Below are 13,048 nucleotides of genomic sequence, written 5' to 3'. Positions count from 1 at the left end.
TCGGCAGCACCGCCCGAGGCAACAAATCGGTGGCCCGCGGCGTTGACCTGGTGAGAGGCTGGCGGGGAGCCGGCCGCAGGCATACCGTCTGCACGACCCGAAGGAGATTATGACCGCACCACGCACCGACCCGACCGGCACCGACGGCGCCCGCCTGCTCGACCGTCGCGCCGAGGCCCTCATCGACGACGACGCGATCGACCTGCACGAGGGCGACTGGGGCAGCTGGGGGCAGACGCCCGAGGGCGCGGACCCGGGCGCGCGCGGTGACCTGGACCGGGACGGCGACCAGCTCGACCGGGAGGAGCGCGCCGCGCTGCGCCGGGTCGCCGGGCTGTCCACCGAGCTCGAGGACGTCACCGAGGTCGAGTACCGCCAGCTGCGCCTGGAGCGGGTCGTGCTGGCCTCCGTGTGGGAGGACAACGGCCAGACCACCCTCGAGGACGCGGAGAACTCGCTGCGCGAGCTCGCCGCGCTGGCCGAGACCGCCGGGTCGACCGTGCTCGACGGGGTCATCCAGCGTCGGCAGAAGCCGGACCCCGCGACCTACCTGGGCAGCGGCAAGGCCGCGCAGCTGCGGGAGATCGTGGCCGCGGAGGGCGCCGACACCGTCGTGTGCGACGGCGAGCTCGGCCCGTCCCAGCGGCGCGCGCTGGAGGACGTCGTCAAGGTCAAGGTCATCGACCGCACCGCGCTCATCCTCGACATCTTCGCCCAGCACGCCAAGAGCAAGGAGGGCCGCGCCCAGGTCGAGCTGGCGCAGCTGCAGTACCTCCTGCCGCGCCTGCGCGGCTGGGGTGAGTCGATGTCCCGCCAGGCCGGTGGCCGGGTGGCCGGCGGTGAGGGCATCGGCTCGCGCGGCCCCGGTGAGACCAAGATCGAGCTGGACCGGCGCCGGATCAACACCCGCATCGCCCGGCTCCGCCGGGAGATCACGGCGATGAAGACGGTCCGCGACACCAAGCGCTCCTCGCGACGGACCCACAAGGTCCCGAGCGTGGCGATCGTCGGGTACACCAACGCCGGCAAGTCCTCGTTGCTCAACCGGCTGACCGGCGCGGGCGTCCTCGTCCAGAACCAGCTCTTCGCCACCCTGGACACCACGGTCCGGCGCACGGAGAGCGAGGACGGACGCGGCTACACCCTCTCCGACACCGTCGGGTTCGTGAAGCGGCTGCCGCACCAGCTGGTCGAGGCCTTCCGCTCCACGCTGGAGGAGGCCGCGGACGCCGACGTGCTGCTGCACGTCGTCGACGGCTCGCACCCGGACCCGGAGGGCCAGGTGGACGCCGTGCACGCGGTGCTCGCGGAGATCGACGAGGGCTCGGCCCTGAAGATCCCCGAGGTCGTGGCGGTCAACAAGGCCGACCTCGCCGACCCCGAGGTGCTGGACCGGTTGCGCCGGGCCTACCCGCGGGTGGTCGTCGTGTCGGCGAGGACCGGCGACGGCGTCACCGAGCTGATCGAGGCGGTCGAGGCCGCGCTGCCCCGCCCGGAGATCCTCGTGGACGTCCTGCTGCCCTACGACCGGGGCGACCTCGTCGCCCGGCTGCACGACGAAGGCGAGATCCTCACCGAGGAGCACACCGCCGAGGGCACCCGGCTGGAGGCCAAGGTCGACCCCGACCTGCACGGCCAGCTGAGCGGCTACGCGGTCTGAGCACCGCCGGCCCCCTCGCGGGGTCAGCCGTCGAAGCCGTCCGAGCCCAGGTCCGAGGCGTCCTCGGCGACGGCCTGCACCACGCGGGCGGCGACGGCGTCCGGCGCGAGACCGTCGGGCAGCCGCGGGGGCTGCCCGTGGATGGCCCGGTCGACCAGGCCGGTCTCGGTGTGCGGCGGGCGCACGTCGAGCACCCGCACCCTGGCCCGGCGCAGCTCGCTCGCCAGCGCTCGGTCCAGCGCCGTGAGGGCGGCCTTGCTCGCCGAGTAGGCGCCCATGCCCGCCATGGGGCGCTCGGCCAGGACCGCGCTGAGGTTGACGACGAAGCCCTGGGACTCCTGCAGGAGCGGCAGCAGCCGGCGCAGCAGGAAGGCGGGGCCGATGACGTTGGTCGCGAAGACCTCCTCGATGACCTCGTCCGGGGTGTCCACGAGGGACCCGAACGCGGCGACGCCCGCGGCGTTGACGACGCCGTCCAGGCCGCCGAGGTGCTCCCTCGCGGCCTCGGCGACGAGGTCGCCGGTGCCGGCGTCGACGAGGTCCGCCACGACGACCGGCGCCTCCGGGCCGGCGTCGCGCAGACGCTGCTCGTCGCGGCCCACGAGCAGCAGGCGAGCGCCCTGGTCGGCGAGCTGGTGGGCGATGCGCGACCCGAGGGCGCCACTGGCACCCACGACGGCGACGCGCAGGTCGGCGAGGTCTCGCTGCGGCATACCCCCAACGCTAGACGGGCGCGACCCCGGCGTCGCGTCGGCCGGTCGTCCGGGTGCGCGCCGGTGTGCCAGGCTGCGGGCGTGAGCACCGCGGAGCACGACCGTCTCGCCGAGTCCGACGACCCGCGCGCCGCGTGGCGGCGCTGGGGGCCCTACGTGTCGGCCCGTCAGTGGGGGACGGTGCGGGAGGACTACAGCGCCGACGGGGACGCGTGGCGCTCGTTCCCCTTCGACCACAGCCACCTGCGCGCCTACCGCTGGGGCGAGGACGGTCTGGCGGGGGTGTGCGACGTGGACGGCTTCCTCACCCTCGGCCTGGCGCTGTGGAACGGCCGGGACGACCGGCTCAAGGAGCGCCTCTTCGGGCTGACCAACCCGCAGGGCAACCACGGCGAGGACGTCAAGGAGTACTGGTGGGCGCTGGAGGGGACGCCGACCCACAGCTACGCCTCGTGGCTCTACCGCTACCCGCAGGCCGCCTTCCCCTACGAGGAGCTCGTGCGGGTCAACGGGGAGCGCGGGGTGGGCGAGGAGGAGTACGAGCTCGCCGACACGGGGGTGCTGGACGAGGACCGCTTCTTCGACGTGCAGGTCACCCACGCCAAGGCCGGCCCGGGCGACCTGTGCGTCGAGGTCACCGCCACCAACCACGGGCCGGACGCCGCGCCGCTGCACCTGGTGCCGCAGCTGTGGTTCCGCAACACGTGGTCGTGGGGGCTGGACGACCGCCGCCCCCGGCTGTGGGCCGGCGAGCAGGGCGAGGGGTATGCCGAGGTGCTGGCCGAGCACCACGCGCTCGGGCGGGTGCGACTCACCGCGGAGGGCGGCGCCGGTGCGGAGGGGATGGCGCCGGCCCTCGTGTTCTGCGACAACGACACCCAGCTGGCCACGCTCTACGGCCCGGACGCCGTGCCCGACGGCGCCAGCGCCCACCCCAAGGACGCGGTGGGCCGCGCCGTCGTCCACGGGCAGGTGGACGCGGGCAACCCGGCCGGCACCGGCACCAAGGTCGGGCTGTGGTGGGACCTGGGCGAGGTCGGTCCCGGCGCGAGCGTCACGGTGCGGCTGCGCCTGGCCGAGGCCGAGGCCGGCAGCGGGCCGTCGGGGGCGCCCGCCTTCGACGAGGTCCTCGCCGCCCGTGCGCAGGAGTGCGAGGAGTTCTACGCCGCGGTCATCCCCGCAGGGACCGGCGAGCAGGACGTGCTCATCGCGCGCCGGGCCTTCGCCGGGCTGCAGTGGGGCAAGCAGCTCTACCTCTACGACGTCCCGCGCTGGATCGAGGGCGACCCAGGCCAGCCGCCCCCGCCACCGGGACGGCATACCCGGCAGACCGGACGCAACACCCGCTGGCGGCACGTCAACCTCGCCGAGGTCATCTCGATGCCGGACGAGTGGGAGTACCCGTGGTTCGCCACCTGGGACCTGGCCTTCCACTGCGTCGCGCTCGCGCACGTCGACCCGTTCTTCGCCAAGTGGCAGCTGCTGCTCATGTGCCGGGAGTGGGTGATGAACCCCAACGGCCAGCTCGCGGCCTACGAGTGGAACTTCTCCGACGTCAACCCGCCGGTGCACCCGTGGGCCGCCTGGCAGGTCTACAGCATCGACGGCGGGCGGGACTGGGACTTCCTCGAGCGCATCGTCCTCAAGATGCTGCTCAACTTCCCGTGGTGGGTGAACCGCAAGGACTCCGAGGGCTCGGACGTCTTCGAGGGCGGCTTCCTCGGGATGGACAACGTCGGGCTCTTCGACCGCAGCGAGGCGTTGCCGGGCGGGCAGCGCCTCGAGCAGGCGGACGCGACCGCGTGGATGGGGATGTTCTGCCTCAAGATGCTGCGGATGTCGGCCGAGCTGGCCCGGCACGACCCGGCCTGGGACGAGGTGTCGACCAAGTTCCTCGTGCACTTCCTGTCGATCGCGCAGGCGCTGGACGACTTCGGCACCCACCACACCTCGCTGTGGGACGCCGACGACGAGTTCTTCCACGACGTCCTCGTCGACGAGGACGGCACCGCCCATCGCATGCCGGTGCGCTCGATGGTCGGGCTGCTGCCGCTCGCCGGCATCTCGCTCGTGCCCGACTGGGTGGCGACCGAGCTGCCCGACCTCACCGACTTCTTCCAGGGGTGGACCGAGCGGCGCCCCGAGCTCGCGGACGCGCTCATCCACACCAACCACCGCGGGGACGCCCGGCGCACCCTCTCGCTGGTGTCCCGCGACCAGTGGTCCGCGCTGCTGCGGCCGTTGCTCGACGAGGCGGAGTTCCTCTCCCCGCACGGCATCCGCTCGCTGTCGGCGGCGCACCGCGACGGCGTGGGTGCGCACGTCGACGGCGCCGACCTGTCGCTGCGCTACGTGCCGGGGGAGTCCGACTCGGGGATGTTCGGGGGCAACTCCAACTGGCGCGGGCCGGTCTGGATGCCGGTCAACGCCCTGCTGCTGGACGCGCTGCGGATCTACGGCCGCGGCGCGGGCGCCGGGGTGGAGGTGGAGTACCCGACCGGGTCCGGCCGGAGGACGGGGATGCCCCAGGTCGCCCACGAGATCGAGGAGCGGCTCGTCTCGCTCTTCCGGCCGGGCCCCGACGGTCGCCGCCCGGGCACCCCGCGGCACCACCCGCGCGGGCCGCTGTGGGACGGCCACCCCACCTTCAGCGAGTACTTCCACGGCGACGACGGGCGCGGGCTCGGCGCCTCGCACCAGACCGGCTGGACCGCCCTCGTGGCGCACTTCATCTGCGCGCCGGACGGCATACCGAACCGGTAGGGCGGACGGGCGCTCCTCAGCGGAAGCGGTCGGCGGCCTGCTGGACCCGCGCGACGTGCGCGGCCCAGTCGGTGTCGACGTCGAGGTTGAGCAGGTCGGCCCGCGCACCGATCCGCCCGTCGAGGCGCTCGCGGAGGATGTCGAGCTGACCCGCGTGCCGGTGCGTCTCCGTGGTGAGGTGGACCAGCACGGTGTGCAGCGAGGGGTGGCGCCGGTCCTCGGGCCACCAGGGCACCGTCCCGGTCGCCTCCGGGCCGAGCTCGGCCACCGTCCGGTCCGACCAGGCGGCCGCGCGACGGTAGAGGTCGAGGATCTCCTCGAGGCTCTGGTCCGGGTCGGCCACGAGGTCGGTGTTCGGGTCGGTCGCGGGGTCGTCGAGGTCCCAGGGCTCGGGCTCGGGGAAGGGGCGCCCGAAGCACGCCCCGAGGTAGCCGCAGTCCACCCAGGTCAGGTGGGTCACGACGCCCAGCATGCTCGTGCCCGTCGGGGTGAGGGGGCGGCGCGCGTCGTGCTCGCCCAGGCCCTCGACCTTCCACACGACCGCGTCCCGGCCCGCCCGCAGGTAGCGCAGCAGGGTGTCCACGGCCTCGTCCATGCCTCGAACCTAGGGGATACGGTGCAGGTATGGCGAGGGTCACCCAGCGACGGCGCGTGCGTCGCCTCACTGCCGAGGGCGCCGTGCGCGAGCGGGCCGACGTCCTCGCGGGGGAGGAGCCGCTGGAGGTCCGGGTGGGCGGCCGGTCCTTCTCGGTGACGATGCGGACGCCGGGGGACGACTTCGACCTGGCGGTCGGCTTCCTGCACGGGGAGGGCGTCGTCTCCTCGTGGGACGACGTGGACCAGATCGACTACCGCTCCGGGATCGGGTCGGACGGGCTGCGGGACTACAACATCGTCGACGTGCGGCTCGCCGAGGGTGTCGCACCGCCCGACCCGTCACTGGAGCGGCACGTCTACACCTCCTCCTCCTGCGGGGTCTGCGGCACCGCCTCCATCGAGTCCGTGCGGCGCACGGGCCACCACGACCTGGGCAGGGACCGGGCGCGCCTCCGGCTGGCCGACCTGCTGGCCCTGCCCGACCGGCTCCGCGAGAGCCAGGCCGTCTTCGACCGCACCGGCGGGGTCCACGCGGCCGGGCTCTTCGTGCCGGGCGCGGAGGGCCCGGGGCTCGACCTGGTGTGCCTGCGCGAGGACGTCGGGCGGCACAACGCCGTCGACAAGGTGGTGGGCTGGGCGCTGCGGGAGCGGGGTATGCCGCTGCCCGGCGCGGTCCTGCAGGTCTCCGGCCGCGCGTCCTTCGAGCTCGTGCAGAAGGCGGCGCTGGCCGGCATACCGGTCCTGTCCGCGGTCTCCGCACCGTCCTCCCTGGCGGTGGAGCTGGCCGAGGAGGTCGGCCTCACGCTCGTCGGCTTCAACCGGGGCCGCAGCCTCAACGTCTACACCGGCGGCGAGCGCGTCCTGGTCGTCGAGGCCTGAGCAGGGCGGGGGCACCGACCGGGGCGTGCAGCCGGCTGTGGACGGCGTCTGCACGGGGCGGGGCCACGGCATACCCTGGGGCCATGCCCACCACCCCCGAGCTCGACGCCCTCGTCGCGGCAGCCGTCGGTGGGGTCGGGGGCACCGAGCGCCCCGGCCAGCTGCAGATGGCGCAGGCGGTCGAGCGGGCCGTCGAGCGCGAGGAGCACCTGCTCGTCCAGGCCGGGACGGGCACCGGCAAGTCTCTGGCCTATCTCGTGCCGGCGATCGCGCACGCCGTCCGGACCGGCAAGCCCGCGGTCGTCGCCACCGCCACCCTCGCGCTGCAGGCCCAGATCGTCGACCGCGACCTGCCGCGCATCTCGCAGGCCCTGGCGCCGCTGCTGGGTCGTCGGCCGACGTTCGCGCTGGTCAAGGGCCGGTCCAACTACTTGTGCCAGCACAAGCTCGTCGGTGGATTCCCGGACGACGACGAGGACGCCCTGCTGGCGATGGGCCAGGTGGACCGCGAGCGCTCCCGCCTCGGTGACGAGGTGAGCCGGCTGAGGGAGTGGGCCGAGCTCACCGAGTCCGGGGACCGTGACGAGCTCGTGCCCGGTGTGAGCAACCGGGCCTGGCGGCAGGTCTCGGTCACCTCGCACGAGTGCCTGGGGAGCCGGTGCCCCGTCGTGGCCGACTGCTTCGTCGAGCGCTCCCGCGAGGCCGCGGGTGAGGTCGACGTCATCGTCACCAACCACAGCTTCATGGCGATCGACGCCTTCGAGGGGCGGTTCATGCTGCCCGAGCACGACCTGCTCGTCGTCGACGAGGCCCACGAGCTCACCGACCGGGTCACCTCCACCATCACCGACGAGCTGACGGCCTCGACGGTCTCGGTGGCGGCGCGGCGGGCGGGCAAGGGCGAGGCCGCCGAGCGCCTGGCCGAGACGACCGAGCTGCTGGAGGCCGCGCTGGCCGACCTGCCCGAGGGCAAGCTCGCGGCGCTGCCGGACCGCCTGGTGACCGCGCTGCAGCTCGTCCGGGACGCCGCCCGCGCCACCCTGAGCGAGATCCGGCCGGAGAAGGGCGCCGAGGCCGACGGGTCGACGCAGGTGGCGATGGCCGCGGTCCAGGACGTCTTCGACACGAGCGAGCGGGTCCTCGGCGAGGCCGAGCTGGACGTCGTGTGGATCACCCACGACCAGCGGCGCGGCGGGGTGCTGCGGGTCGCCCCGATGAGCGTGGCGATGATGGTGCGCGACAAGATCTTCCAGGAGCGCACCGTCGTCCTCACCTCGGCGACGCTGGAGCTGGGCGGCACCTTCGACGCCGTGGCGGGCACCATCGGGCTGCGCGGCCCGGGCGCCCCGGCCTGGGAGGGCCTGGACGTCGGCTCGCCCTTCGACTACCCCGCCCAGGCCATCGCCTACGTCGCCGCGCACCTGCCTCCGCCGGGGCGCGACGGGGCCGGACCGGCGGTCTTCGACGAGATGGAGCAGCTCGTCCGGGCGGCCGGGGGGCGCACGCTGGGGCTGTTCAGCTCGAGGCGGGCCGCGGAGGCGGCGGCCGAGGAGATGCGCAGCCGGCTGTCCGACACGGGCATCACCATCCGCTGCCAGGGGGACGACCAGCTCCCGACCCTGGTGCGCGAGTTCGCCTCCGACCCCGCCGCGTGCCTGTTCGGCACGCTCTCGCTGTGGCAGGGGGTGGACGTCCCCGGCTCGGCCTGCCAGCTCGTCCTCGTCGACCGCATCCCCTTCCCGCGACCCGACGACCCGCTGACCTCGGCCCGCACCGAGGCGATCGGCCGGATGGGCGGCAACGGCTTCATGGCGGTCTCGGCCACGCACGCCGCGCTGCGCCTCGCCCAGGGCGCGGGGCGGCTCATCCGCCGGGGGGACGACCGCGGTGTCGTCGCCTTCCTCGACTCGCGGATGATCAGCGCGAGGTATGCCGGCTTCCTCCAGCGCTCCCTGCCCCCCTTCTGGCCCACCACCGACACCGCGCTCGTGCTGGGGGCCCTGCGGCGGCTGGACGAGACCGCGCCCGACCCGGTGCCGGTCGCCGAGCCCGGGGCGCGGGGCCTCGGCGGGGCCCCGCTCGTGGAGGCAGCCGGGGCGGTGCCGGTGGCGCGCTCGCCCCGCACCGCCGTGACCGGTGGCCACGCCTGGACCGACGAGCAGGACGAGGAGCTGCGCGACGGCGTCGAGTCGGGCGTGGGCCTCACCGAGCTGGCCGACCACCTCGGCCTGGCGCCCGACCTGGTCACCGCCCGGCTCACCCAGCTCGGTCTGGAGCTGGAGGAGGCCGGGGAGGCGACCAGGTCGGCCTAGCCGCAGGGGTGTCGCTCAGTGCTGGCGACGTCCGCGGGCCGCCAGCATCGCACCACCGAGACCGAGCGCCATGACGCCGGCACCCAGACCGATGAGCAGCGGGTCGCCGGTGCCGGGGGCCTCGCCGCCGGTCTCCGCGCCGCCGACCGGGATCTCCTGCAGCTGCCCGCGCACGGCGCCCGGCAGGAACTCGGAGGTGTGGGTGTCGGCGGAGAAGCCGGCCGGGTTGGCCTCGATCTCGGCGAGCGAGAAGCCCTCGGCGGTGTCGTTGCCGTCATCGCCCTCCAGCCCGGTGGTGAAGGGGCCCTGCAGGCAGCCCGCGCTGGTGCGCACGTCCCCGTCACCGGTCGGGTTGGGGAAGGCCAGGCGCGGGGGGCCGCCCTCGCCAGCGTTGGCCCGGTGGACGTGGGTCGCCGTCTTGGCGGGGCTGTCGTACTCGCCGGTGACGCCGGTGAGCTCGATGTCGTAGCAGATGATCTCCTCGTCGGAGTTGATCATGAAGGTGAACATCCCCATGGCGCCCTCCTCACCCGGAGCGGGGTTGCCGTCGCCGTCCACCACGTTCTCCGGCGTGGCGGTCACCGAGAAGGCGGAGGTGAACGTGTCGGGCATCTCGACCTCGGTCTCGGCGGCGGCCGGGAGGGTGCCGGCGGCCACGAGGGCGAGGGCCCCGAGGCCGCTCGCGGTGGCGGTCAGGCCGCGGCGGGTCGGACGGGCGGTGTTCGTCGTGCTCATGCTGACTCCCATCGTGGTCGGCCCCGCTTCAGGGCCGGTGTGCAGGGGTATACGTCGCCACACCTCCACGCGTTCATCGCGACTCCAGATCGTTCTGCGAGACTGGTCGAACGTCGCGGACCCCGCCGACGTATACCCCTCCGACGACCAGCAGGAGGGAGTGGACCATGACCACGGCCGGCCTCGCTGTGCTGGACCGCGCTGCGCCACGGGAGGCGAGACCGCTGAGCCGACGGGACTTCGACGTCGCTCGCGCCTTCGACGAGCACGGGTCGCTGCTGCTCGGCCTCGCGGTCAACGCCCTCGGTGACCGGCACGCGGCCGAGGACTGCGTGCAGGAGACCCTGGTGCGGGCCTGGCGCGCCCGGGACACCTTCCGCGCCGAGCGGGGGTCGGAGCGCACCTGGCTCGTCGCCATCGCCCGACGCGTCATCATCGACAGCGCCCGGGCCCGGTCGCGGCGGCCCGTGGAGGTGCGTGCGGTGCCGCCCGAGCCGGCGCCGCAGCCGGGGGTGGACGCCCAGGTGGCCGACCGCGTCACCCTGCTGGCCGGGCTGGCCCGGCTCAGCCCCGAGCACCGCCAGGTCGTCGTGGAGGTGCAGGTGCGCGGGCTGTCCTACGACGAGCTCTCCCACCTCACCGGGGTCGGCGTCGGGACGCTGCGCAGCCGGATGTACTACGCCCTGCGCGCCCTGCGCGGGATCCTCACCGAGGAGGCCGACCATGACGACGCCTGAGGGCGACCGGGAGGAGCTGGTGCTGGCCGCGGCCGACGGGACGCTGGACGACGTCCAGCGGCAGCGGCTCGCGGTCCTGCGCGCGGCGGACCCCACCGTGGACGCGGAGATCGCCCAGCTGCGGTCGACCCTGGAGGCCCTGCAGCAGCTGGACGGCTGGGACGAGGCCTCGATGGTCCCGCCCCCGTCCCCGGCGGTGCTGCGCAGGGCGCAGGAGCAGATCGCCTCGGAGGAGGTCCCGCCTGCCGGGCAGGACCTGGCGGAGGCGCGCAGGGGCGGGGACAGCGGGCCGAGGCCGGGTCGCCGTGCCCTCTTCGGGCTGGCGGCCGCCGGGCTCGTGGCCACCGGGGCCGTGGGCCAGGACGTCGTGCGCCGCCTGCGCCCCGGCACCCCGGAGGGGGACCCGGGCACGCTGGGCGCGCTCGAGCGGGCCCAGGTCGAGGACGTGGCACCAGGCGTCCAGGTCGACCTCGGGGTCGTCGCCCACACCTGGGGCACCGAGACGGTCTGGGTCGTCGACGGGGCCGATCCCGGGGTGGTCTACGACGTCGTGCTCCTCGACCGGTCCGGTGGGCGGACGGGCTCGGGCAGCTTCCTGGGCACCCGCGACCCGCTCGACTGCGAGCTCAACGCCGCGATCCTGCGCGAGGACGTCGCGGAGGTGCTCGTGGTCACGGCCGGCGGGCAGGTCTGGGCCCGCGCCCCGCTGCCCCCGGTCGAGGCCTGACCGACGTGTGCCGGCTCTGTCCGACCCGCGTGGCAGAGTGGCGCCCATGAGCGAGCAGGAGCAGCCGGGAGAGGCCCTCGGGGCGCTGTGGCACCTCGCCGAGGAGGCCGAGTGGGAGCGGGCGCTGGGCACCGGGAGCTATGACCGGTCCACCCGTGGCGCCGGGCTGGCGGAGGTCGGCTTCATCCACGCGAGCCGGCCCGATCAGCTGCCCGGTGTCGCCCGTGCCCTCTACTCCGGGGCGAGCGAGCCGCTGCTGGTGCTCGAGATCGACCCGGCGGTGCTCGCCCGGCACGAGGTGGAGGTCCGCGTCGAGCCGGCGGATCCTGCCGAGCCCGGGTCCGAGCACTTCCCCCACCTCTACGGTCCGCTGCCGGTGGCCGCCGTGCGGCGCGTGCGTCCCGCCCGCGTGGAGCGGGGTTGGCTGGAGCTCGGGCCCTGGGAGCCGGTCGCCGCGGAGGGGCAGCGATGAGCGCGCCGCCGTCCCTGGCGCTCATCACCGGCCCGGAGGACCTCCGGGCCGAGCGCGGGGTCGACTCGGTCCTCGCCGCGGTGCGGGCGTCCGAGCCGGAGGTGGACCTCATCCGCGTGCACCCCTCGAGCTACCAGGCCGGCGAGCTGCTGGTCCATGCCAGCCCCAGCCTGTTCGGCGGCTGGAGCGTCATCGTCGTCCACGACCTGGACGAGGCCGACGACGCGCTGGTCGAGGACCTGACCAGCTACCTCGAGCAGCCCTCCGACGCGGTGACCCTCGTGGTGCGGCACAAGTCGGGCAACCGCGGCAAGCGGGTGCTGGACACGATGCGCAAGGGGGGTGCCAGGGTCATCGAGGCCAAGGCCGTCAAGACCGACCGCGACAAGCACGACTTCGTCACCGGCGAGTTCCGGGACGCCCGGCGCAAGATCGCGCCGGAGGCGGTGGGTGCCCTCGTGCTCGCGGTCGGCAAGGACCTGCGCGAGCTCGCCTCGGCGTGCGAGCAGCTCGTCCGGGACGTCGAGGGCCTGGTCGAGGTCGACGACGTGACGACCTACTACGGCGAGAAGGTCGAGACGACCGGTTTCCGGGTCGCCGAGGCGGCCCTGCAGGGCGACGAGGCGACCGCGATGGCCCTGCTCCGGCACGTGATGCTCGGGGGCCTGGACCCGGTGCCCATCGTGGCGGTGCTGGCCATGCAGCTGCGGCAGGTGGGCAAGGTGGCCTCCGCCGGTCGCGGCGGGTCGGCCCAGCTCGCCCGCGACCTGGGCATGGCCCCGTGGCAGGTGGACGCCGCGCGACGCGTCAGCCAGGGCTGGGACGGCGAGCGTCTGGGCCGCGCCATCCAGGCCGTCGCTCAGGCTGATGTCGACGTCAAGGGCGGCATCCGGACGGAGGCGAGCGTCCGCAGCCCGGAGTATGCCGTGGAGCGCGCGGTGCTGGAGGTCTGTCGGCAGCGCAACGGCTGATCGGCGCGACTTGGGTCAGGAGCCGTCGCGCTGCTAGCCTTGGCTGTTGCGTGCGCGCTCGGTCGTGCGCGCTCGCAGGACCATCCGCACCATCCCGCGCACCGGGCATCGCCAGGTATCCCCACGCCAGTTCGCCCCGCGCGGGCGTCGCCCTCACGACATCTGACCAACGACTGACCAGGAAGTTCTCAGTGGCAAACATCAAGAGCCAGATCAAGCGCGTCAAGACGAACGCGGCCCGCACGGAGCGCAACCGCGCCCACAAGTCCGAGCTGCGCACCTTCATGCGCAAGTTCCGCGAGGCCGCCGACAGCGGTGACACGAGCAAGGCCTCGGACGCCCTGCACGCCGCCTCCCGCAAGCTGGACAAGGCGGTCACCAAGGGCGTCATCCACCAGAACCAGGCCGCCAACAAGAAGTCGGCCATGGCCAAGCGCTTCAACGCGCTCGGGGGCTGAGCGACGCTCGCCCCGAGCACGGCA

Annotated in this window: 12 protein-coding genes; 9 read left to right on the top strand and 3 right to left on the bottom strand. The window is 74.2% G+C overall.

Going from position 1 to position 13,048, the window contains the following annotated elements:
- The first annotated feature begins 109 nt into the window (after nucleotides 1–109).
- Nucleotides 110–1,660: a GTPase HflX gene (gene hflX / locus Q0967_RS00590; RefSeq protein WP_298747851.1), complete on the top strand. Its 1,551-nt coding sequence runs from the start codon at nucleotides 110–112 to the stop codon at nucleotides 1,658–1,660.
- Between the two features lie 23 nt (nucleotides 1,661–1,683).
- Here the strand turns inward: hflX and Q0967_RS00585 are convergent, their stop codons facing one another.
- Nucleotides 1,684–2,373 (bottom strand): SDR family oxidoreductase, encoded by a 690-nt coding sequence (locus tag Q0967_RS00585; protein ID WP_298747854.1) that lies wholly within the window; start codon nucleotides 2,371–2,373, stop codon nucleotides 1,684–1,686.
- An 81-nt stretch (nucleotides 2,374–2,454) separates the two neighbouring features.
- Between Q0967_RS00585 and Q0967_RS00580 the strand changes: the two genes are divergently transcribed.
- Entirely contained in the window at nucleotides 2,455–5,136 is a 2,682-nt protein-coding gene (locus Q0967_RS00580; protein ID WP_298747857.1) for an MGH1-like glycoside hydrolase domain-containing protein, read from the top strand.
- 16 nt (nucleotides 5,137–5,152) lie between these two features.
- Here Q0967_RS00580 and Q0967_RS00575 read toward each other — a convergent pair whose 3' ends face one another.
- On the bottom strand, nucleotides 5,153–5,731 hold the full coding sequence (locus tag Q0967_RS00575; protein ID WP_298747860.1) for a DinB family protein: 579 nt from the start codon (nucleotides 5,729–5,731) through the stop codon (nucleotides 5,153–5,155).
- Between the two features lie 29 nt (nucleotides 5,732–5,760).
- Between Q0967_RS00575 and fdhD the strand changes: the two genes are divergently transcribed.
- Nucleotides 5,761–6,612 carry a formate dehydrogenase accessory sulfurtransferase FdhD gene (gene fdhD, locus Q0967_RS00570; RefSeq protein ID WP_298747862.1) on the top strand — a complete coding sequence of 284 codons (852 nt, stop codon included), beginning with the start codon at nucleotides 5,761–5,763 and terminating at the stop codon, nucleotides 6,610–6,612.
- Between the two features lie 83 nt (nucleotides 6,613–6,695).
- Nucleotides 6,696–8,924 carry an ATP-dependent DNA helicase gene (locus Q0967_RS00565; protein WP_298747866.1) on the top strand — a complete coding sequence of 743 codons (2,229 nt, stop codon included), beginning with the start codon at nucleotides 6,696–6,698 and terminating at the stop codon, nucleotides 8,922–8,924.
- A 15-nt stretch (nucleotides 8,925–8,939) separates the two neighbouring features.
- Here the strand turns inward: Q0967_RS00565 and Q0967_RS00560 are convergent, their stop codons facing one another.
- Nucleotides 8,940–9,659 carry a CHRD domain-containing protein gene (locus Q0967_RS00560; RefSeq protein ID WP_298747869.1) on the bottom strand — a complete coding sequence of 240 codons (720 nt, stop codon included), beginning with the start codon at nucleotides 9,657–9,659 and terminating at the stop codon, nucleotides 8,940–8,942.
- 167 nt (nucleotides 9,660–9,826) lie between these two features.
- On the opposite strand from Q0967_RS00560, the gene Q0967_RS00555 reads away from it, so the two are divergent.
- From Q0967_RS00555 to rpsT, 5 genes are all read left to right on the top strand, one after another.
- On the top strand, nucleotides 9,827–10,396 hold the full coding sequence (locus tag Q0967_RS00555; RefSeq protein ID WP_298747871.1) for a sigma-70 family RNA polymerase sigma factor: 570 nt from the start codon (nucleotides 9,827–9,829) through the stop codon (nucleotides 10,394–10,396).
- On the top strand, nucleotides 10,383–11,123 hold the full coding sequence (locus Q0967_RS00550; RefSeq protein ID WP_298747874.1) for a hypothetical protein: 741 nt from the start codon (nucleotides 10,383–10,385) through the stop codon (nucleotides 11,121–11,123). Before Q0967_RS00555 ends, Q0967_RS00550 begins: the two co-directional genes overlap by 14 nt.
- A 46-nt stretch (nucleotides 11,124–11,169) precedes the next feature.
- Nucleotides 11,170–11,595, top strand: a complete 426-nt coding sequence (locus Q0967_RS00545; RefSeq protein WP_298747877.1) for a DUF952 domain-containing protein — start codon at nucleotides 11,170–11,172, stop codon at nucleotides 11,593–11,595.
- On the top strand, nucleotides 11,592–12,566 hold the full coding sequence (holA, locus tag Q0967_RS00540; protein ID WP_298747880.1) for a DNA polymerase III subunit delta: 975 nt from the start codon (nucleotides 11,592–11,594) through the stop codon (nucleotides 12,564–12,566). Before Q0967_RS00545 ends, holA begins: the two co-directional genes overlap by 4 nt.
- A 191-nt stretch (nucleotides 12,567–12,757) precedes the next feature.
- Entirely contained in the window at nucleotides 12,758–13,024 is a 267-nt protein-coding gene (gene rpsT / locus Q0967_RS00535) for a 30S ribosomal protein S20 (protein ID WP_058891647.1), read from the top strand.
- Nucleotides 13,025–13,048: the final 24 nt, after the last annotated feature.

Origin of the sequence: uncultured Serinicoccus sp. (assembly GCF_947500995.1) — a bacterium.
Classification (GTDB): domain Bacteria; phylum Actinomycetota; class Actinomycetes; order Actinomycetales; family Dermatophilaceae; genus Ornithinicoccus.
The sequence above is the reverse complement of the archived record's forward strand: the minus strand, read 5'-3'. Positions and strand labels throughout refer to the sequence as shown.

Excerpts from the sequence above, each read along its gene's own strand:
- Q0967_RS00545 (WP_298747877.1), top strand. The coding sequence starts at position 11,170 with ATGAGCGAGCAGGAGCAGCCGGGAGAGGCCCTCGGGGCGCTGTGGCAC.
- Q0967_RS00585 (WP_298747854.1), bottom strand. The coding sequence starts at position 2,373 with ATGCCGCAGCGAGACCTCGCCGACCTGCGCGTCGCCGTCGTGGGTGCC.
- hflX (WP_298747851.1), top strand. The coding sequence starts at position 110 with ATGACCGCACCACGCACCGACCCGACCGGCACCGACGGCGCCCGCCTG.
- Q0967_RS00565 (WP_298747866.1), top strand. The coding sequence starts at position 6,696 with ATGCCCACCACCCCCGAGCTCGACGCCCTCGTCGCGGCAGCCGTCGGT.
- Q0967_RS00560 (WP_298747869.1), bottom strand. The coding sequence starts at position 9,659 with ATGAGCACGACGAACACCGCCCGTCCGACCCGCCGCGGCCTGACCGCC.
- holA (WP_298747880.1), top strand. The coding sequence starts at position 11,592 with ATGAGCGCGCCGCCGTCCCTGGCGCTCATCACCGGCCCGGAGGACCTC.
- Q0967_RS00550 (WP_298747874.1), top strand. The coding sequence starts at position 10,383 with ATGACGACGCCTGAGGGCGACCGGGAGGAGCTGGTGCTGGCCGCGGCC.
- Q0967_RS00575 (WP_298747860.1), bottom strand. The coding sequence starts at position 5,731 with ATGGACGAGGCCGTGGACACCCTGCTGCGCTACCTGCGGGCGGGCCGG.
- Q0967_RS00555 (WP_298747871.1), top strand. The coding sequence starts at position 9,827 with ATGACCACGGCCGGCCTCGCTGTGCTGGACCGCGCTGCGCCACGGGAG.
- fdhD (WP_298747862.1), top strand. The coding sequence starts at position 5,761 with ATGGCGAGGGTCACCCAGCGACGGCGCGTGCGTCGCCTCACTGCCGAG.